The 21,190-nt window shown below is 33.7% G+C and carries 20 protein-coding genes; 17 read left to right on the top strand and 3 right to left on the bottom strand.

Annotated elements, in window-relative coordinates; genetic code table 11:
* Positions 1–56: 56 nt before the first annotated feature.
* From ACLBXA_RS20735 to ACLBXA_RS20670, 14 genes are all read left to right on the top strand, one after another.
* Positions 57–2,360 (top strand): glycoside hydrolase, encoded by a 2,304-nt coding sequence (locus ACLBXA_RS20735; protein WP_000738097.1) that lies wholly within the window; start codon positions 57–59, stop codon positions 2,358–2,360.
* A 320-nt stretch (positions 2,361–2,680) separates the two neighbouring features.
* A complete protein-coding gene (locus tag ACLBXA_RS20730; protein ID WP_002083270.1) occupies positions 2,681–3,682 on the top strand; it encodes an LCP family protein in 1,002 nt (333 codons plus the stop codon).
* A gap of 584 nt (positions 3,683–4,266) precedes the next feature.
* Positions 4,267–5,088, top strand: a complete 822-nt coding sequence (locus ACLBXA_RS20725; protein WP_000409486.1) for a peptidoglycan-N-acetylglucosamine deacetylase — start codon at positions 4,267–4,269, stop codon at positions 5,086–5,088.
* Positions 5,089–5,102: 14 nt separating this feature from the next.
* Positions 5,103–5,759: a YkyA family protein gene (locus ACLBXA_RS20720; RefSeq protein ID WP_000873575.1), complete on the top strand. Its 657-nt coding sequence runs from the start codon at positions 5,103–5,105 to the stop codon at positions 5,757–5,759.
* Positions 5,760–5,918: 159 nt separating this feature from the next.
* Complete coding sequence (locus ACLBXA_RS20715) at positions 5,919–6,599, top strand: MgtC/SapB family protein (protein ID WP_000119510.1); 681 nt, start codon at positions 5,919–5,921, stop codon at positions 6,597–6,599.
* 95 nt (positions 6,600–6,694) lie between these two features.
* Positions 6,695–7,228 carry a GNAT family N-acetyltransferase gene (locus ACLBXA_RS20710; RefSeq protein ID WP_000402427.1) on the top strand — a complete coding sequence of 178 codons (534 nt, stop codon included), beginning with the start codon at positions 6,695–6,697 and terminating at the stop codon, positions 7,226–7,228.
* A 317-nt stretch (positions 7,229–7,545) separates the two neighbouring features.
* Entirely contained in the window at positions 7,546–9,354 is a 1,809-nt protein-coding gene (locus tag ACLBXA_RS20705; protein ID WP_074789653.1) for an IucA/IucC family protein, read from the top strand.
* Between the two features lie 60 nt (positions 9,355–9,414).
* Positions 9,415–11,253 (top strand): IucA/IucC family protein, encoded by a 1,839-nt coding sequence (locus ACLBXA_RS20700; RefSeq protein ID WP_001261817.1) that lies wholly within the window; start codon positions 9,415–9,417, stop codon positions 11,251–11,253.
* Entirely contained in the window at positions 11,240–12,478 is a 1,239-nt protein-coding gene (locus ACLBXA_RS20695; RefSeq protein WP_086398519.1) for an AMP-binding protein, read from the top strand. Before ACLBXA_RS20700 ends, ACLBXA_RS20695 begins: the two co-directional genes overlap by 14 nt.
* Positions 12,475–12,750: a petrobactin biosynthesis protein AsbD gene (asbD, locus tag ACLBXA_RS20690; protein WP_001250559.1), complete on the top strand. Its 276-nt coding sequence runs from the start codon at positions 12,475–12,477 to the stop codon at positions 12,748–12,750. Before ACLBXA_RS20695 ends, asbD begins: the two co-directional genes overlap by 4 nt.
* 23 nt (positions 12,751–12,773) lie before the next feature.
* Entirely contained in the window at positions 12,774–13,757 is a 984-nt protein-coding gene (locus ACLBXA_RS20685) for a DUF6005 family protein (RefSeq protein WP_000200700.1), read from the top strand.
* A gap of 37 nt (positions 13,758–13,794) precedes the next feature.
* Positions 13,795–14,637, top strand: coding sequence for a sugar phosphate isomerase/epimerase family protein (locus ACLBXA_RS20680; protein ID WP_000877678.1), 843 nt, complete (start codon positions 13,795–13,797; stop codon positions 14,635–14,637).
* Between the two features lie 124 nt (positions 14,638–14,761).
* On the top strand, positions 14,762–14,968 hold the full coding sequence (locus ACLBXA_RS20675; RefSeq protein ID WP_000113545.1) for an alpha/beta-type small acid-soluble spore protein: 207 nt from the start codon (positions 14,762–14,764) through the stop codon (positions 14,966–14,968).
* A 235-nt stretch (positions 14,969–15,203) separates the two neighbouring features.
* Positions 15,204–16,433 carry an MFS transporter gene (locus ACLBXA_RS20670; protein WP_002083274.1) on the top strand — a complete coding sequence of 410 codons (1,230 nt, stop codon included), beginning with the start codon at positions 15,204–15,206 and terminating at the stop codon, positions 16,431–16,433.
* Between the two features lie 53 nt (positions 16,434–16,486).
* Here ACLBXA_RS20670 and ACLBXA_RS20665 read toward each other — a convergent pair whose 3' ends face one another.
* Positions 16,487–17,101: a LysE/ArgO family amino acid transporter gene (locus ACLBXA_RS20665; RefSeq protein WP_001287302.1), complete on the bottom strand. Its 615-nt coding sequence runs from the start codon at positions 17,099–17,101 to the stop codon at positions 16,487–16,489.
* Positions 17,102–17,219: 118 nt separating this feature from the next.
* Between ACLBXA_RS20665 and ACLBXA_RS20660 the strand changes: the two genes are divergently transcribed.
* Together ACLBXA_RS20660 and ACLBXA_RS20655 are read left to right on the top strand one after the other, a co-directional pair.
* Complete coding sequence (locus tag ACLBXA_RS20660; protein ID WP_002083275.1) at positions 17,220–18,662, top strand: aminotransferase-like domain-containing protein; 1,443 nt, start codon at positions 17,220–17,222, stop codon at positions 18,660–18,662.
* A 12-nt stretch (positions 18,663–18,674) separates the two neighbouring features.
* Positions 18,675–18,842 (top strand): DUF3933 family protein, encoded by a 168-nt coding sequence (locus ACLBXA_RS20655; RefSeq protein ID WP_000816388.1) that lies wholly within the window; start codon positions 18,675–18,677, stop codon positions 18,840–18,842.
* A 113-nt stretch (positions 18,843–18,955) separates the two neighbouring features.
* On the opposite strand, the gene ACLBXA_RS20650 is transcribed toward ACLBXA_RS20655, so the two are convergent.
* The gene (locus tag ACLBXA_RS20650) at positions 18,956–19,921 is read right to left on the bottom strand and encodes a patatin-like phospholipase family protein (protein WP_000686798.1); all 966 of its coding nucleotides are present in this window, start codon (positions 19,919–19,921) and stop codon (positions 18,956–18,958) included.
* Between the two features lie 88 nt (positions 19,922–20,009).
* Positions 20,010–20,153: a YjcZ family sporulation protein gene (locus ACLBXA_RS20645; RefSeq protein ID WP_000540420.1), complete on the bottom strand. Its 144-nt coding sequence runs from the start codon at positions 20,151–20,153 to the stop codon at positions 20,010–20,012.
* A 218-nt stretch (positions 20,154–20,371) separates the two neighbouring features.
* Here ACLBXA_RS20645 and ACLBXA_RS20640 point away from each other — a divergent pair, with 218 nt between their 5' ends.
* Positions 20,372–21,124 (top strand): YwqG family protein, encoded by a 753-nt coding sequence (locus ACLBXA_RS20640; protein ID WP_001034828.1) that lies wholly within the window; start codon positions 20,372–20,374, stop codon positions 21,122–21,124.
* Positions 21,125–21,190 lie beyond the last annotated feature (66 nt).

The following is a 21,190-nucleotide window of genomic DNA, read 5'->3' as shown; positions in this document are numbered from 1 at the left end:
TTTTGCCACATTTCTGTAACAAACCACCTGTATATTCATTGGTGGAGGTGCAGAGGATGAAAAAAATGATAGCGATATGTCTTCTAACAACTATGCCATTTTCGACTTTAGTCGGTTGTGACGTAAAAGGTAGTAATGCTGTACAAGAGTCTAAAATAAAGAAAGCGACGTATAAAGATTTTACTTATGATGTAAATCCAGAAACATTCACAGTAACTGTAGAACATGACGGTGTAAAGGAACAGGCATCACAACCCCTACCGAAAATGAAGGTATCGAATGTAAAAAAAGAAAAGGATCGTACATCGTGGGAATATCCAGATCAAAAAGTAAAAATAAAATTAGAAAAGAAAAAAGACCACTTAAACATTGAAGTGGAATCGACTGGTGCAGAAAGTTTTACATGGCCGAAAGTAGAAGCTGAAAATTATACACTTCCGTTATGGGAGGGTAAGCAAATTCCGAGCAATGATGAGAATTGGAAGAAGTTTTTAAAGGATGATGCATATTCATTTGCTGAATCATTTTCTATGAAGTTTTTCGCATTAAATGGTTCGAAATATTCAATTGTATATATTGCAAACAATATGTTTAATAATGAATTGAAATTTCATTCGGATCCGAAAATAGGATTTGATTTTACACATGAATTTCCGAGCATAAATAAAAATAAAACATATGGATTTCAATTATATGTGACAAATAATGATGCGGTAAGCATTGCTAAACTGTATAAGGATGATATTGTTCGAAAAGGTGAATTTAAAACATTACAAGAAAAGGCTAGAAAAAATAAAGAAATCGAAAAGTTATATGGAGCGGCGCATTTTTATTTTTGGAATCAAAATGGTTTATCAGAAAATAATATAAATTGGCCAAAACTAAGGGAGCAAATAAATAGCCCGCTGTTTAGTCATATAAAAGAACTTATTCAAAAGAATAGTTCAGAGCCTGGGGAACTGAATGTATTAGATCAAGTAAGTAAACAAGATTTCATTGATAAGTATCAAAAAAATGTTATTTTACGTTATATAAACGAAGTATTATCCATGAAGGAATTTTATAAAGAGGATATTTTTCAAAACGTTGACCAGGAAGCTAGTGTGCTATTAAAGAAAGGTGTAGGTCACTTAACGAATACAGAATTGTATAGCTTAAATAAGCATTTATTAAAGTCGCTACTTGGCGATGCGGTTGAAGAGGTAAGTAAATGGGGTAATGCAGATGGAACGGACATACTAAAGGAAATGACAGAGGCCGGAATAGAAAAAGCGTGGATTGGTCTGCCGAACTGGGAACAAGGATTTATGCAACCGAATTTCGTGGCAAAAGCGAAGGAAATGGGGTATTTAGTTGGTCCGTATGATTCATATCATTCCATTCACGAAAAAAGTGATAAAAATTGGAACACAGCATCCTTTAATGACCCATCATTATACGAAGAGGCTACTGTAACGAAGAAAAACGGAGAAAAGGTGCAAGGCTTTTTAGGCAGAGGTCGCAAGTTAAACCCGACTTTATCGCTGCCTAGTGTAAAGGAACGCATGAATGATATATTACAAAATGGTCCTAAATATAATTCATGGTTTATTGATTGTGATGCGACAGGTGAAATTTACGATGACTATTCAGCGAAACATATAACGACACAAGAGCAAGATTTAAAAGCACGTTTAAAACGAATGGACTACATTGCACAAGAAAAGGGTATGGTCGTTGGTTCTGAAGGTGGAAATGATTTTGCTAGTAGTACGATTGCATTTGCACACGGAATTGAAACACCTGTTATTAAATGGGACGATGAAGATATGCGGAAAAATAAAACAAGTCCGTATTATGTCGGTGGATATTGGTCACCAAATCAAAATGTTCCCGAAAAATATGCAAAACAAGTACCATTGAAAGAAGAATATAAACAAGTATATTTAAATCCAGTATATTCGGTACCATTATATAAATTAGTATACAATGATTCCGTTATTACAACGCATCATTGGGAATGGGGAAGTTTAAAGGTAAAAGATGAAGTTGGAAATCGAATGCTGTCTGAATTATTGTATAATGTTCCTCCGTTGTACCATTTAGATGAAGTAGAGTGGAATAAACATAAAAAAGAAATTACAGAGCATCTAAAAGTTTGGAATGAAGTTCATGAAAAAGCAGTAAAAGAAGAGATGACGAATTTTGCGTATTTGTCAGAAGATAAGCTAGTACAATCTGTTTCTTATGGAAAAGATATTAAAATCATTGTGAACTTCTCAAATGAAGACATGGAAGTAGAAAAAACGAAAATAAAAGCAAAGTCGGCTTTTATTGATAATCAGGGGAAGAAAAGCATGTATACGCCGTTTGAGAAATAATAACGTGAAATATACTGTATTCATAGAGGTTTTATTATTAGCTGGACTCTTTATTCATATCGTTTATCTGGAAAAAGATATCCTAATTTAAAATGAAAGAGTTAATGAATTTATAAATTTGCATGTTGCGAAGTGCTAAATTTTTGAAATTGGTAAATAGTGACTTGCCAAAAATAAGTACGAGAGTATAATGTGAAATGGAATACATATTGGGTTTAAGTAGTAACCTTACAAAATTGTAAGGTTAATGAAAGGAAATTCAATATGAAGATAAATAGACTTACATTATACTTGGTAAAGAGAAAGAGAGGCGAATGGGTATGAGCTCTGAATTAGAACAAAATACGAGAAGTAATAAAAAGCGTTCTAAAAGAAAGTCAATAAAATGGTTCATATTAATTCCATTTTTCCTACTTATTTTTGGAGGAGTAGGATATGGTTCGTTTATATATAATAAAGCAAAAGCAGTTGTAAATGATGCATATGCAAAAATTGAAAAGTCATCAAAGCGTGATAAAGAAGTTGAACCTTTAAAGGATAATATTTCAATATTAATCATGGGTGTAGATGGAAGTGAAATGAGAAAAAGCCAATATGGCGAAGCAGTTCGAACAGATGCACTTTTATTAGCAACAATTAATAAAGATGATAAGTCTGTTAAGCTAGTAAGTATTCCACGTGATTCACGTGTTTATATTCCAACTAGAAAAAAATTAGATAAAATTACTCATGCTCACGTATTTGGTGGCGTAGAAAGCACACGCGATACAGTGGAAAGATTTTTAAATGTCCCTGTTGATTATTATGTGAAGTTTAACTTTGAATCATTCGTACAAATTGTCGATTCAATTGGTGGTATTGATATTGATGTACCAGTTACTTTCACTGAACAAGATAGTAAAGACCAAGCTGGTATGATCCATTTAGAAAAAGGTTACCAACATTTAAATGGAGAACAAGCACTTGCACTTGCAAGAACGCGTAAAATTGATAGTGACGCAATGCGTGGACAGAGACAGCAACTTGTAATAGAAGCAATTGCCAAAAAAGCGATGTCTGTTCAATCAATTAGCAAAATGGGCTCTTTACTAGATGCGGTTGATAAAAACATGAAAACGAACTTAACATTTGACGATATGCTTGCCATTACAAAAAATATGGCAGGAACTAATTTGGAAATGGAAAAAATGCAAATAGAAGGTACAGATAAACGTATCGGTGGTATTTATTATTACATTCCAAATGAAAAAAATATAAAAGATATTTCAAAAAAATTAAATGATCATTTAGGTGTAACGCCAAAATCAGTTCGAAACGAATAATAAAAAAAGATTGGCTTTTGCCAATCTTTTTTTTGAAGTGGATTAGCAACTTTTTAATAACGTTTTTTTGTTCTAGAAAAATTATACTAAAATCATTTTAATTTATATAAACAAAAGGTGTAATTATACGATATACTAGAGGGGACTATTTGGAAATTAGCTCCTAAAGTTGAAGGAAAGGAAATTCAATTTATCACTATTTATAGAACAATTGAATTGGTGGAAATTGAAACAGGTTAAAGAAAGACTGTTCAAAATGCAATTACATATTCATACACATTGAAGCGATTAAGGTGAAAGATGAAGAGATAGTAATTGCGAAAGATCATTTATCATATATTGACCAGCTATTTTGCCAGATTAATAATTATGTAATAGGTGAAAATATGGTTTAGCTATCGTCAAAAAATGGTGGATCTTCATGGAGATACGTTGAGTCTTATAAGCACATGGAACAATACTTTTGATAAAACTCCCAGTATAATACAAAAAAATCTGTTTACATGGTGAAATAAAAATAAATAGATGTATAATTATATTGGGCGATTTATATATAAGATTAATAGGGAGAGGAATTCGATAGAATGGAAAAAGCTTTAAAAATTAAACAAATAGTAGTCGTTTTAATAGCGATTGCCGCAGTAGCTATTGGGTATTACATGTTCCAATCAATTACTTCACCAGCAAAAGCTGTTGCGAAACAAGAAAATGTAGTGCAGCTTGCAAGTGAACAGCCGAAAGTTGAAATGAATAAAACGGCACCAAGTCGTTTTAATGGAAAAGAAAGAAAAGTTGCTTATCTTACATTTGACGATGGGCCAGGGAAATATACGGCTGAATTATTAAATACGCTAAAACAACATGATGCGAAGGCGACGTTCTTTTTAATTGGAGCGAATGTCAAAGAATTTCCTGATTTAGTGAAACGTGAAAATGCTGAGGGTCATTATGTAGGCATGCATAGTATGACACATAATTTCGCAAAGTTATATAAAAATGGCGAGTATGTAAATGAGATGAAAGAAGATCAAGGTTTAATCGCTAATATTATTGGGAAATCACCTAAATTAACACGTCCTCCATATGGTTCGATGCCTGGATTGAATGAAGGTCTTCGAAATAAAGTGGTAGAAAGCGGATTTAAAGTATGGGATTGGACAATTGATTCATCAGATTGGAAATACAATAAAATGCCAATTGATGCAGCTGCAGCACAAATTGCTCAAAATGTATTAACAAACGCAACAAAACCACAAGAAGTAATTTTAATGCATGATATTCACCCGCAATCAGTTGCTGCTGTGCCAGCAATTTTAAAGGGGCTAAAAGAAAAGGGTTATGAGTTTGAAGCTTATCATGAAGAGAATCACTTCCCAGTGAACCTCTGGCATGATAACCGTATGTAATGGAGGAATGAACGTTGAAGTATGGAAAAGTAGCAGTAGTAGGAGTATTATCAGTAGGACTTTTAACAGGTTGTTTCGGTGAAAAGCCAGAAGAAAATCTATATACAGCTTTTGAAACAGCAGCAACACAAGAAAAATCTTTAGTGGATGAAGCAAAAAAATTAGAGCAGTTAGAGAAACAAGGGCAAGAATTATATGCTCAAATTTTGCAAGAAGGTAAAGATCATAATGAAGCAGTTGTAAAGAAAATAGAGCAAGCTACTGCAAATGTAGATGATCGTGAAAAAGTATTGAAAAGTGAAAAAGAAATGTTAGAAAAAGCACAGAAGGAAACAAAATCTGTTCAAAGTAATATAGAGAAGATTGAAGATAAGAAGTTACAAAAACAAGCAAAAGCAGTAGAAGAGTCGTATAAAAACCGTTATGATGCATTCAAAAAGATGAATGAAAATTACACGAAAGTGTTAGCGACTGAAAAAGAACTGTATGAAAAATTAAAAGTAAAAGAAACGAAATTAAAAGAAATCGGTGAAAAAGTTAAAACTGTTAATGAATTAAATGTGGAAGCACAAAAGTCGAAAGAGCAGTTTAACAAATTTACAAAAGAGTATAATGACAGTAAATTAGCATTCTACAAAGATGCAGAAATTAAGATTAAAGATCAGAAATAAAGAAGAATCTAAAGTGTAATAAAAAGCCGGAGAAACATCGTTATAAATGTTTTTTCGGTTTTTTACGTTAAATGAATAGAAAAGACTGGAATTGATATCATAAAAGAGTTATAGTGAGTTATTCTAAGGGAAACATTGTAAAGTAAGGAGAATGGAAATATGTCATATGAATTTTTACTCAAATTAGGTTTAGCACTCTTTTTAGGATTATTCATCGGGATAGATAGGCAGCTAAAGAATAAACCACTTGGTGTGAAAACAAGTATGGTTATTTCTGTAGCAAGTTGTTTAATTACGATGGTTTCAATTGAATCTGTGCATGTATATTCTGTTCCAGGACATACAAATATGGATCCGATGCGACTGGCCGCTCAAATTGTTAGTGGAATTGGTTTTCTTGGCGCAGGTGTCATTTTACGAAGAAGTAATGATGTTATTTCTGGATTAACAACAGCTTCTATGGTGTGGGCTGCTTCAGCTTTAGGGATCGCAATTGGTGCGGGATTTTATTTACAAGCGACAGTTGCTATGGTTTTAATTATTTTAGCGATTAATGTACTTCCGCAACTTGTGAAAATTGCAGGACCGTATTCATTAAGACAAAAGGATTTATCTATAAAAATTACTGTTAAAGAGCATCATGAGTTAGATGGTATATTTAAGCAAATTAAAAATTTAGGCATGCATGTGAAACGCGTGAAAATTAAAGATATAGATAGTGGAGCATTTCAGCAATTGGAAATGGTTATTTTAGCTCCAGAAGATTTATATACAACAGAGTTATATAGTTCCCTGAAAGAGATTGATCGAGTAGTTTCAGTTGAAGTGGAAAGTAGATAATTGTGATAAAAAAGAGTGAAGTGAATTCACTCTTTTTTATTTGGATTTTTAAGGAAATAAATTGATATAATGATGAATAACAAGGGGGAGAAATGATGGAAATACATATTAGAAGAGCTATAAAAGATGATATACGAGGTATAGCAAAGGTGCATGTTGATAGCTGGAAAACAACGTATAAAGGTATATTTGCTGACGAATTTTTAGAAAATATAACATATGAGCAACGAGAAAAACAATGGGAAAACATTTTTCAACAAGAAGATACATGCCAATATAGATTTGTAGCAGAGACGTTAAATGGAACGATAGTCGGATTTATTGATGGGGGAGTTGAAAGAAGCGGTGCATATAATTGTGATGGGGAATTATATGCAATCTATCTTTTACAACAGTATCAAGGATTGAAAATAGGCCAAAAGTTATTTCAAGCGTTACTATCAGAATGTGTAAAGAATGATATGCAATCTCTTTTAGTTTGGGTCGTTACGAATAATCCTTCTAAAAAGTTTTATGAAAAATTCAACCCTGAAAAAATTGATACGAAATTTTTAGAGAGAGTAAAGGTAGAAGAAACAGCGTATTGTTGGAGAGATTTGAATTTGTTACAAAAACAAACAGCTATATAGATTGATGCATATAATAGTATTATGTAAACATATCATAGGGAAAGGTATACCTCATTTGGTGTACCTTTTTATTAATCCATCAAAAAATGGATTAATAAAAGTAGGTAATTAGTTTGAAAACAAGAATTTTTCTAGTGTACTTTTAACTAGATTAAAGAAAAGAAAGAAAAAAAGAAAAATTTTATTTGATAAAAAAATTCTGAAATATACTCTTGAATTGAATATCATTATCAATTAGAATCATAATTGATAACGACATTCAATTATCGTTTATTATATAAAATTTCGATAGCTTTAATATAAAGAGGAGGACCAACATGCAGCATGCGAAACAAATCGCAGAACATGCAACATTACAAAGCTTTTTAAACTGTTATTTAAGAGAAACAGGGAGTGGAGAATGGATTACAGAGGATGAAAGAATGAAGAGTATCTTCAGTAATACGTTGAATAGAGATACAGTCCCCACATATTTATGTTGTCGGCTATCGGCACAGAACGTTACTTTGTATGGAGAAGTTATATATAAATCATCAACAGATCGCCATTTGTTTGGAGAAAAATTTTATTATCAAATTGGAGATAGTAATTCTGTTATTAAAGCAGATTACGTTACAGTTATTACATTTTTAATAAAAGAGATGTCTATCAACTACGGAGAAGGAACGAATCCTGCGGAACTTATGCTTCGAGTCATTCGTAGTTGTCAAAATATTGAGGAATTTATAAAAGAGAGAATAGAAGATACATCCGCATTATACGGTTTCAATACAACTTTTATAGAAGCGGAGCAGTCTTTATTATTTGGGCATTTAACTCATCCTACACCAAAGAGTAGACAGGGGATATTGGATTGGAAAAGTGAAATGTATTCTCCAGAATTAAAAGGAGAATGTCAGCTTCATTATTTTCGGGCACATAAAAGTATAGTAAATGAAAAATCATTATTATCAGCTTCTACAACAACGATTATAAAAGAAGAATTAAGTAATGATGAGATGGTTAGTAAGGAATTTATAGCGAAGTACTGTAAGGAAGATCAATATGCATTAATTCCAATTCATCCGCTTCAGGCAGAATGGCTCTTGCATCAAGCTTACGTACAGGATTGGATAGTTCAAGAATTGCTTGAGTATATTGGACCTGTAGGTAAGTATTTTATGGCAACATCATCACTAAGGACGCTGTATCATCCCGATTCGAAGTATATGCTTAAGTTTTCATTTCCGGTGAAAGTAACGAATTCAATGCGTATTAATAAACTGAAAGAACTTGAGAGTGGTCTTGAAGGGAAGGAAATGTTAAATACGGCTATTGGTGAAGTACGAGAAAGATTTCCAGGCTTTGATTTTATTTGTGATCCAGCTTATATTACATTAAATTATGGAACACAAGAATCTGGATTTGAAGTCATTATTCGCGAGAACCCTTTTTATAGTGAACATGCAAACGACGCAACATTAATTGCTGGGCTAGTTCAAGATGCTATACCTGGGGAGCGTACGCGGTTATCGAATATTATTCATCGCCTAGCAGATTTAGAAAGTAAAAGCTGTGAAGAAGTAAGCTTAGAGTGGTTTAGAAGATATATGAATATTTCTTTAAAGCCAATGGTATGGATGTATTTACAGTATGGTGTTGCATTAGAAGCTCATCAGCAAAATAGCGTTGTTCAGCTAAAAGATGGTTATCCGGTCAAATATTATTTCCGTGATAATCAAGGATTTTATTTCTGTAATTCAATGAAAGAGATGCTTAATAATGAATTAGCTGGTATTGGAGAACGTACTGGAAATTTATATGACGACTATATTGTGGATGAGAGATTTCGTTACTACTTAATTTTCAATCATATGTTTGGCCTCATTAATGGTTTTGGCACAGCAGGATTAATTAAGGAGGAAATTCTTCTCTCGGAATTAAGGTCTGTACTTGAATCATTCCTTCCGTATAACCGGGAACCTTCAACATTTTTAAGAGAATTATTGGACGAAGATAAGTTAGCGTGTAAAGCAAATTTACTAACGAGATTTTTCGATGTCGATGAGTTAAGTAATCCATTAGAGCAAGCAATTTATGTGCAAGTACATAATCCGCTCGTTAGAGAAGTGGCTGTTCGTTCATAAATAGCGTTAAAATTTCACGTAATACAAATAATGGTATTTTGTCATGAGGTGGAGGGTTTTATGAGAGTGGACATGTATCATACGAAAGTATTGAAGGCGCTCGAATCAGAAGATTACATTTCAGTACGAAGAAGAGTGCTACGTCAATTAGTAGAATCGTTAATTTATGAGGGGATTATTACACCGGTTCGCATAGAAAAAGAAGAACAAATTCTTTTTATAATACAAGGACTTGATGAAGAAGACAAAAGTGTCACGTACAAATGCTATGGCAGGGAACGGATGACATTTGGACGTATTTCTTTAGACTCATTAATAGTAAGAGTCCAAGATGAACAGCAAGAAATACAATCTGTCTCGCAATTTCTAGAAGAAGTTTTTCGAGTTGCTAGTGTAGAACAAGCCAAATTAGATTCTTTTATGCACGAATTAGAACAAACAATATTTAAAGACACGATTGCACAATATGAAAGAAATAATAAGAAAGAATACAATCAAAAATCTTACGATGAGTTTGAAAGCCATTTAATAGACGGCCATCCATATCACCCTAGTTATAAAGCTCGTATTGGATTTCAATATCGTGACAATTTTCAATATGGATATGAATTTATGCAGCCAATAAAACTCATATGGATTGCAGCGCATAAAAAATACTCCAGTGTAGGGTATGAGAATGAAGTAATTTATGACGAAATTTTAATAGAGGAGATTGGTGAGCGTAAATTAGAAGAGTTTATGGAGCGAATTTGTAATCGGGGATGTAATCCAAAACAGTACGTGTTTATACCTGTTCATCCTTGGCAGTGGGAGAATTTCATCATTTCAAATTATGCGGATCATATACAGGGTAAATTTATTATTTATTTAGGAACATCAGAGGATGAGTATTGCGCACAACAGTCAATGAGAACGGTAAGAAATATTACGAATCCAAAGAAACCGTACGTTAAATTATCGATGAATTTACTCAACACTTCAACACTCCGTACGTTGAAACCGTATTCTGTTGTGAGTGCACCAGCAATATCAAATTGGTTAAGTGATGTTGTAAGTAATGACGCCTATTTAAGCGATGAAGCACGTTTAATCTTGTTAAAGGAGTTTTCCAGTGTAACGTATGACACAAATAAGAAAGCTATATATGGTTCATTAGGATGTATTTGGCGCGAAAGCGTTCACAAGTATTTAGATGCACAAGAGGACGCAATTCCTTTTAATGGTTTATACGCTAAAGAGAAAGATGGTACACCAATTATTGATGCATGGTTGAACAAATATGGAATGAAGGATTGGCTACAATTACTTATTCAAAAAGCGATAATACCAGTTATACATCTTGTTGTAGAGCATGGCATCGCACTGGAATCACATGGACAAAATATGATTCTAGTCCATAAAGAAGGGGTGCCTGTTCGTATTGCGTTAAAGGATTTTCATGAAGGGCTTGAGTTTTATCGTCCATATTTGAAAGAAGTTGATAAATGTCCCGACTTTACTAAAATGCATAGAACATATGCGAATGGAAAAATGAATGATTTCTTTGAAATGGATCGCATCGAATGTTTGCAAGAGATGGTATTAGATGCACTTTTCCTGTTTAATTTAGGAGAATTAGCGTTCGTACTTGCGGATGAATATGGATTGAAAGAAGAACGTTTTTGGATAATGGTTGTTGAAGAAATTGAAAATCATTTAAGAATATATCCACATTTGAAAGGTAGATTTGAAAATATTCAATTATATGCACCTACATTCTATGCTGAACAATTAACGAAACGTCGATTATATATGGATGTGGAATCGCTTGTTCATGAAGTTCCAAATCCATTGTATAGAGTAAGACAACTTATGAAACAAAAATCAGTTGTTACAGGGGGAAATTATGCTAATCGTTAATAAACAAGAGTATAGCAAAAGTGATTTTGAATTGAGATTACAAGTTTATGCGGAAATGGAACAATTTCAAAAAGCAGAAGGAAATAGATTTGCACTTTGTCTGAAAGATCCATTCGATATTATTACGCTTGTGTTTTTCTTAAAAGAAAAGAAATCATCAGTATTACTTATACATGAAGATACGCCAAAAGAAACAGCTATTGAAATGGCAAAGCGTGCAAATTGTGTAGGAATTTTATATGGAGAATATGGGGATTTTACAAAATTAGAAGTAGGGAACTTTTTACTAGAAGAGCCTTCTTTATTGCAATATAGTTCTGGAACTACAGGGGAACCGAAATTGATTCGTAGAGCATGGACAGAAGTTGATACGGAAATTACCGCTTATAATGAAGCTTTAAACTGTGGAGTAGATGAAGTGCCAATCGTTATGGCTCCTGTTTCACATTCATACGGACTAATATGTGGTACGTTATCAGCAATTAAGAGGGGGAGCAAGCCTGTAATCATTACGAACAAAAATCCTAAATTCGCATTAAATATAGTTCGTAATACAGAAAAACATATCATATATGCAGTGCCACTTATGTTACACATTATGGGGAGTTTTCCATTAGGAACGTTTCGGTTTCATAAAATTATGACATCCGGATCGCCTTTGCCAGAAGCACTATTTTATAAACTAAAAGAAATGACAACATTTATGATGCAGCAATATGGTTGTTCTGAAGCAGGTTGTATTAGTATATGTCATGATATGACAAGCCATTTAGATTTAGGGAACCCTCTACCTCATGCGAGTATAAGCATAGGTTCAGATGAAAATGCACCGGAAGAAATCGTCGTGAAAATGAACGATAAGGAAATTTTCACGAAAGATTTAGGGTATAAATCTGAGCGTGGCATTCATTTTATGGGGCGTATGGATGATGTAATTAACGTTTCAGGATTAAAAGTCTTTCCTATAGAGGTAGAAGAAACAATGCTTCAATTGGAAGGTGTTCAAGAGGCAATTGTATATCGAGGGAAACATCCTGTGATGGGCGAAATAGTTAAAGCGAAAGTGATCTCTCATGTTGATCCAGTGCAAATAAGAGAATGGTGTATTCAGCACTTACCTTCTTATAAAGTTCCGCATGAAATTGAAAGTGTAAATGAAATTCCTAAAAATAAAACGGGAAAAGTAAGTAGAAAGTTACTAGAGATGGGAGAGGTTACAACATGAGACGGGAAGCGTTAAAGAATGCCGTGTTAAAAATTATGATAGAAAAAATGGAACTGAAAAATGTAACGCATTTAGAAGAAACGATGCGCTTAAATCAAGATTTATATATAGATTCGGTAATGATGTTACAGCTTATTGTATACATAGAAATGGATTTAAAGCTATGCGTTCCAGAGGATGAGGTAGATCCAAAAGCATTTCTTACTGTAGGATCTTTGCTTGATTTTATGGAGGAGTTACAGCCGTTACAGGAAGTAAATGTGAATAACTAACCTTTAGGAAAGTGGATGAGAGTATGACTTCAATTAAAGTGCACTGTTTAGTGAGTTGTTTTTGTGAAATTATAAAAAGGCGTAGCGACATTGATTTTCGTCCATTTTATTTTGGACTATGGGATGGAGATTTTGATATAACAGAAGGCGGAATTATTTCATATCACTCTGAAAACATTAACCATGATCATTATTTACTTTGGTTTGAAAAATTGTACGGTATTAAAGTAAACGAATGGTATGATCATGCAAAAGATAAAGATAGCAATGTAGAAATGTTTTTAGAATTAGTAGAAAACAAGCCGGAAAATCGTTATATCATTGTAATGGTTGATATGTCTTTATTGCCAGAGAGGGAAAATAAATTTCATCAAAAACCGTTTCCGCATTATTTAATGATATCAAAAACAGAGAAAGAAGAAGAGTGGTTCATGCTAGATCCTGATTTTCGTTGGGAAGGGAATATGGAAAGAGAAAAAGTACTTCACTCTGTTCAAGATAACCCATTTGGTGGAGGGTATTTCATTGATATAGAAAGAATTGGGGAGCCAACGCAAGAAACAGTAGCTAGTTATTTCACAGAAACATTCAAAAAGAACGACAATGAACTGACTATGGAACTAAAAAATGTAATTGTAAAAATGGCAAATGAGGAAGAAGGGTATACGCTTTCTGGACTTGTAGCAGCAGTAAAACAAATACCAGTACTTGCAATTCGTAAATATAGTTATGAGCATGCCTTTGCATACTTCCGTGAAACGTTGCAATATTCGGAGCAAGAATTTGATTATTGGTGTGATCGGGTAGAGGATATTGTACAAGGATTTACAAATGTACAGTATCGTGCAATTAAAATGGCAATGACGAATAATAAAGGTATGCTAGTATCGATTATTGAAAAACTGGATGAAATGAATGCAATTGAACTGCAAATTAAGAAGGAATTAGAGAGACAGTTTCTATCATGGAAAGGTATGAAAACAAATCAGTCTGTCGTAACTCTTTAATAAGCTAACTGAATTTAAGATAGGGGAGTTTAATGCTATGAAATATTCGCTATGTACCATTTCATTTCGTCATCAATTAATTTCATTTACTGACATTGTTCAATTTGCATATGAAAACGGTTTTGAAGGAATTGAATTATGGGGGACGCATGCACAAAATTTGTACATGCAAGAACGTGAAACGACAGAACGAGAATTGAATTTTCTAAAGGATAAAAACTTAGAAATTACGATGATAAGTGATTACTTAGATATATCATTATCAGCAGATTTTGAAAAAACGATAGAGAAAAGTGAACAACTTGTAGTACTAGCTAATTGGTTTAATACGAATAAAATTCGCACGTTTGCTGGGCAAAAAGGGAGCGAGGACTTCTCGGAACAAGAGAGAAAAGAGTATGTGAAGCGAATACATAAGATTTGTGATGTGTTTGCTCAGCACAATATGTATGTGCTGTTAGAAACACATCCCAATACACTAACGGACACATTGCCTGCTACTATAGAACTATTAGAAGAAGTAAATCATCCGAATTTAAAAATAAATCTTGATTTTCTTCATATATGGGAGTCTGGCGCAGATCCAATAGACAGTTTCCATCAATTAAAGCCGTGGACATTACATTACCATTTTAAGAATATATCTTCAGCGAATTATTTGCATGTGTTTGAACCTAATAATGTATATGCTGCAGCAGGAAGTCGTATTGGTATGGTTCCGTTATTTGAAGGTATTGTAAATTATGATGAGATTATTCAGGAAGTGAGGGATACGAATCTTTTTGCTTCCTTAGAATGGTTTGGACATAACTCAAAGGAGATATTAAAAGAAGAAATGAAAGTATTAATAAGTAGAAATTTAGAAGTAGTAACTTCATAATGTGAAATGATGTGAGAGTCTCGTTTAGAGGCTCTTTTTTTATCGTGAAATAATAACCAAAAATTTCCATGTATTTTAATTTGAATTTTACACAATTTATATATAAATAAGGAGGTGATTGGTAATGGCTAGAAATCGTAATTCTAATCAATTAGCATCACATGGAGCACAAGCGGCTTTAGATCAAATGAAGTATGAAATTGCACAAGAGTTCGGTGTACAACTGGGAGCTGATACTTCTTCACGTGCAAACGGTTCTGTAGGCGGTGAAATCACAAAACGCCTAGTAGCGATGGCAGAACAACAGCTTGGTGGCGGATATACTCGCTAAATGTAGAAGGTTATAGGAGAAAGGAAGGATTCTTCCTTTCTTTTTTTTTCAATTAATTGGTATGGATATATAGCGAACAGAATTCAAAGAATAGAAGTAATACTATATTTTACCCAATTTCTTTTGTTGTGAATGGGAAGTATTAAAGATGTAATAGCCCTGGTGGAATGAAAATTATGTTCCAGCAGGGCTATTATATGGTAAGAAATATATGATGAAAGGTTCCGAAATCAACATGTTAAAAAAAGAAAACTGTTGTTTAATTGCGCTTGCATCAGTTCCACTTGTCATGACATTAGGGAATTCAATGCTTATTCCAATCTTGCCGACAATTGAAAAGAAATTACATATTTCATCGTTTCAAGTATCCATGATTATTACAATTTACTCTATCGTAGCCATTTTACTTATACCGATTGCTGGTTATTTATCAGATAGATGGGGACGAAAGATGGTAATGGTTCCGAGTTTGCTGATTGCGGCTATAGGAGGAGCGATAACTGGTTGGGTATCTTGGAAAGTTGATAATCCCTACATTTGGATACTAATGGGTAGAGCGATTCAAGGTATTGGTGCTGCTGGTGCAATGCCGGTTGTTATACCGTGTGTTGGTGATTTATACAAAGATGAAAAACAAGTTAGTACAGGTTTGGGAATCATTGAGACATCCAATACATTTGGAAAAGTGCTGAGCCCTATTTTAGGATCTGCTCTTGCTGCCATTGTATGGTTCTTACCATTTTGGGCGATTCCAGTTTTATGTGTCGTATCAATTGTTTTATTGCTGGTATTAGTAAAGGCAAAAAAACAAGAAGGGGAAGTACCACCACTAAAAGAGTTTATTCAATCTATTATCTCTACGTTTCGAGAAAAGGGAAGATGGTTAATTGCCATTTTTGCATTAGGTGCAATTATTATGCTTATTTTATTCGGAATTCTCTTTTATTTGTCGACTATACTGGAATCAAAGTATGACATTCATGGTATATGGAAAGGGTGTGTGCTTGCTATCCCGTTACTTGTACTGTCACTTAGTTCATATATGGCCGGTAAAAAAATTGGAGATAATCAAAATGTTATGAAGAAGTGTATTTATATTGGTTTTTTAATGGCAGCTGCATCAGTCATCATTCCTTTATTTATAAAAGGGATTTATTTACTACTTCTTTGTCTTGTTATTATGGGGATAGGAATTGGTATGGCACTCCCATGTTTAGATGCCCTCATTACACAAGGAATTGAAAAGGAGCAAAGGGGAACGGTTACGTCATTTTATAGTTCAATGCGATTTATCGGTGTAGCAGCTGGACCACCTTTATATTCTTTTTTTATGAAAGGGGCGGACCATGAAGTGTTTTATTTGACAAGTATTTTTGCTGCCATTGGTGCTGTTATAGCAATCATTTGGATTAAACCAGCAAAAGATGAAAAGACGGTAAAACAGAAACCGGAACCTACTTCATAATTTATAAGAGAATTGCATGATGTTTTCAGTAACATGCAATTCTCTTACGTTCATTAAGAATAAATAACTTGTTTTAACATATAAAGCGCGACACCCCATATGATGAGACCAGAAAATTTATTTAATAATAAGATTGCCTTTCCGGTTGAGTCTAGTCTTTTTAGAAATTTCCCCGCTAAAGCTAAGCTTATAAACCAAATCCAAGAAACGATAATAGTTGCAAGTGTGAAAGCCCATTTTTCACTTCCTATGTATTGAATAGAATTTGTTCCAATTACACCGATTGTGTCTAAAATTGCATGTGGATTTAATAATGAGACTGATGCTGCGAAAAGGATTTGCTTTTTTAAGGGCATACTTTTTTCTTGTTTTACATCGTTGGAAGGGTTACTTCTCCAAATAACAAAGCCCATATATAGGAGAAAGAAAAATCCAATTATATATAACGAGTTAGTTAGCCAAGAAAAAGTAAGGAGTACAAGGGAGACACCTTGCACCGCAATCAATATGAGTAACGTATCACATATAGAGGCAGTTAATACTACAGGGGCTGCCCTCCAAATGTTTGGTTGGCTTGCACCTTGGTTAAAGACAAAAACATTTTGTACACCTAATGGAATGATAAGTCCAAATGCAAGAATGATACCATGAATAATTGCTTCACTCATCATATTACCTCCTATTTTAATTCATTATGATAGTGTATATTGTATAGAAGAAATGAAAATTTGTATCCATCCATATGGTTGGGGAGGTTACCAACCAAAAAGAATATAAGGTGATATGATGGAAAGATTCGTTTGGAAACCGAATATGTCTCTAGCGACGCCGCTGTATAAACAAATAGAAACGTATATAAAAGAAAGGATCGTTAATGGAGAATGGACCGTTGGAACAAAATTACCTTCACAAAGAGATTTGGCCCATACATTTGGTGTGAATCGAAGCACAATTGTAATGGCTTTCGATGAACTAGTTGCGAAGGGATATATTGAAGGGAATGGCAGGAAAGGAACAATTGTTGTAAATAATAATGAGAATGCTTCAACTTACGCACCCCCGCCTAATTGGCAGTCTTATGTAGAAACAGGAGTTCATTATCCGAATCTCCCAGCTATTCAAGAGATTAATCAAGCTGAATTTTATCCACATGTAATTCGGTTAGGAACAGGTGAGCTCGCGCCGAGTCTCTTACCTGAGACAAAGATGAAAGAAATTATGAATAAGCTTTTAAAGTCAAATGTGACGCTTGGGTATGAAGAGCCGAAAGGAAATCTTTATTTAAGGGAAAAGATTTCCGAATACTTAAAGGGGCATGGTGTATATGTATCTCCTGACTCTATATTAATTGTTTCGGGAGCAATTCAAGCGCTGCAACTTATTTCTATGGGGCTTCTTTCGAAAGGGGCATCAATCTTATTAGAGAAACCATCTTATTTATATTCACTTAATGTTTTTCAATCAGCAGGAATACGTTTAATTGGAATCCCAATGGATGAGAGTGGCTTACATCCATTATTTATTGAGAAATATAAGAAGCAATTTAATGCCTCTATTTTATATACAATTCCGTCTTTTCATAATCCGACGAATTTTAGTATGGATACTAAGAGGCGAAAAGAAATAATGGAAGTATGTAATGAAATTGGATTACCTATTATAGAGGACGCAGTGTATCAAGACTTATGGTTTGATGCACCTTGTTCAAAACCTTTAAAAGCCTATGATAAAAATGGAATCGTATTACATATTGGAAGCATGTCCAAAGTAATTAGTCCAGGTTTAAGAATTGGATGGATTGTTGGACCCGAGCCAGTAATTCAAAGATTGTCAGACATAAAAATGCAAACAGATTATGGTTCAAGCTCTATATCCCAGCAAATTGCAGCAGAGTGGTTTACAAATGGTCTATATGATGAGCATTTACGATTTGTAAGAAGTGAATTGAAAAAACGAAGAGATTTTATGTTACTAATGTTAGATAAATATCTTCGTGAAATAGCAACTTGGCATGAACCAACAGGTGGGTTTTATATATGGGTACATATAAAAGTACCCATTTCATATCGTAGTTTATTTGATAAAGCTCTGCGAGAAAAGGTTTTATTAAACCCAGGTACTTTGTATGATAGAAGTGCAAATCAATTTTTGCGCCTATCATATTCATATGCAACGTTAGAAGAAATTGAAATAGGTATAAAAAAACTTGCACAACTAATGAAAAAGTAAGAGGAGAAAGTCATGAAACAATATGTAATTTGCCAAATGATTGGTGGACATAAATACTTAGCTGCTTATGCGGAGACGAAGCAAGAGGCGATTGAAAAAGCAGAACTGTTAGGATTAAGAACGGGAAATCGTTACATAGTTATTACTGCAGAAGAAGCCGAAGGGTTAACGTATCCTTAAACAATGTACGAGATTATATAGGAAGTAAATAAGCCTAGTAATATAAGAAATTACTAGGCTTATTTACTATTAGGTTGTTAAACGTTCTCGTATTTATATGCAAAGTAATAATATTATGAGTCAAGTTGACGGAAAAATCGATTTGTCTTTCGGTCTTGATTCCCTTTTCTATATTCATCAATATATTGCCTAAAGTTCCAAGCTTGTAAAAATTTATTAGCAGAGTTATAACCAGAATTGTAAAGCCATTCTTTTTCTTCCTTTGTCAGTTCAAAATTAGTACTTGTAATCGTTCCTGTTGGAATTGTAATGGTTCTTGCTTTTGATTCCTTATCTAAATGACGTAAATCATGGGCTTGCATCATTGTTTTAAATAGTCCTTTGAACATGGAAATAGGCTCGTTATAGCGAGCAGGGTCAGCTTGAATTTCATCCTTTACAAAATGAAATCCGAAAGTCGGCCAGCGAGGAGCGGTAGGTGAATCGAAGATCCAAATTGGATAATTACTTAGAATTCCTCCATCAACCATATAACAAGGCTGCTTCCATTTTGGAGTTCTCCATTTTACGGGTTCAAAGAAGAAGGGGATTGTACTACTCATTCTTACCGCTTTAGCAATAGAGAAGCGATAATTTAAAAATCCGTAGTTTGGTAAGTCGTCAGGAAAGACAACCATTTTACCATTACTAATATCAGAGGCGATGATTTTGAGTTTGTTTAGATCTGGTAAATCAGTAAATAAATGAACACCTTTTTTCCGAAGTAATTCTTCAATCCATTCTTCTATAAATACATTAGAGTATATACCTAGAGTAGTCCATGCACTTAGTCCCTTACCGATAAAAGGAATTCTATCAATAAAAGTTCTTTTCATAAATTTATTATAATCAATATCAGTTATAATCGTTTTTAACTCTGAACAAGAATATCCTGCCGCTAGGAGCGCTGCAATAATCGAACCAGCCGATGTACCAGCTACACGTTCCCATTCATAACCTTTTTCGGCTAACGCGCAAATTGCCCCAACATGCGCAATACCGCGCACACCGCCTCCTTCAAAAACACCATCAATCTTCATTAAACATACTTCCTTTCGAATAAAAGATTTGGAAATGGCAAAAAAGCACGTATTGTACGTGCTTTTTTTGCAATAGTTTTTAAGTTTACTAGCAGCCTACAAAGCCGCCCCAACAACTAGCTCCGATGATGATTAGAAGGATAAATAAAACGATTAATAAAGCGAAACCTCCGTAACCACAACCGCCGCCACCACCGTATCCGTAACCACAGCAACTATATCCGTAACCCATGTGGAATTCCTCCTTATATTTAAAAATGAACGAGGGGAAAATGTACTGGAAGAACTAAAGAATTATCGTGTTTGTAGGAACAATGTATAGTATGCTTATTTAAACTTGTTCGCGTACGAAGGATAAGCCCGTTTTTTGGAGGCTTGTTGATTTTGTAAAGAATGAAGTATAATCTTTGTACTAAGATACAAATAAGTATGTAAATGTAAGGAGAATTTATGAATAAAAAAATTGAAGTATTAATTGATAAATATGAACTAACACACTTGAAAGAGGAACTTATTAATACTATATTTCCTTGTATAAAAGTTGTGCCAAAGCAGCAGGAAACTGTTGCGATAGGTAGTTCGAAAATGGGGGGATTTCCAGATTTACCAGCTTTATTTGAATATCCAAAGCATAAAGGAAATCCACTACAATTTATCGCGCAATTTAACTTAAGTGATATACAAAATGTTGGTATGGATCACAATCTTCCTAAAACGGGGATGCTGTATTTCTTTTGCATTGAAAATTATTTTGAAGAAAATGTGAACCTAACAGAAGCTGGGCATGTACTTTATTATGATATTCCTGTAGAGCAATTACGAAGAGAAAATCAAATACAAGCGAAATATAACCAGTGTGCAATTACTTTTGAACTGACATACAAATTACCAGAACTTTTCATTGAAGATGAGGCTGATTCAGATCATTTCTTGCAATTACTTGAAGAGCTAATTCCGGATAACTACGATAACCATCAAATGTTTGGTGAGCCATTCTCTGTACAAGAAGAAGTGTTATATGAGACAGGAGAATATATGGGAGTAGACCCGCAGCAAATGACTCTTTTATTCCAAATTGATTCAGATCATAAAAATTGTAATATGGTTTGGGGAGAACTAGGAATGCTATATTTCTGCATTAGTAATGAAGATTTGAAAAATCGACGTTTTGAAAATACATGCTGCGTATTACAAACTTGCTAATGAAAAAAGGTTGTTCTTTTTAAAAGAACAACCTTTTTATGTGAATTAGTTAATATGCATAATCTC

It is taken from the genome of Bacillus sp. D48C, assembly GCF_053345735.1.
The sequence above is the reverse complement of the archived record's forward strand: the minus strand, read 5'-3'. Positions and strand labels throughout refer to the sequence as shown.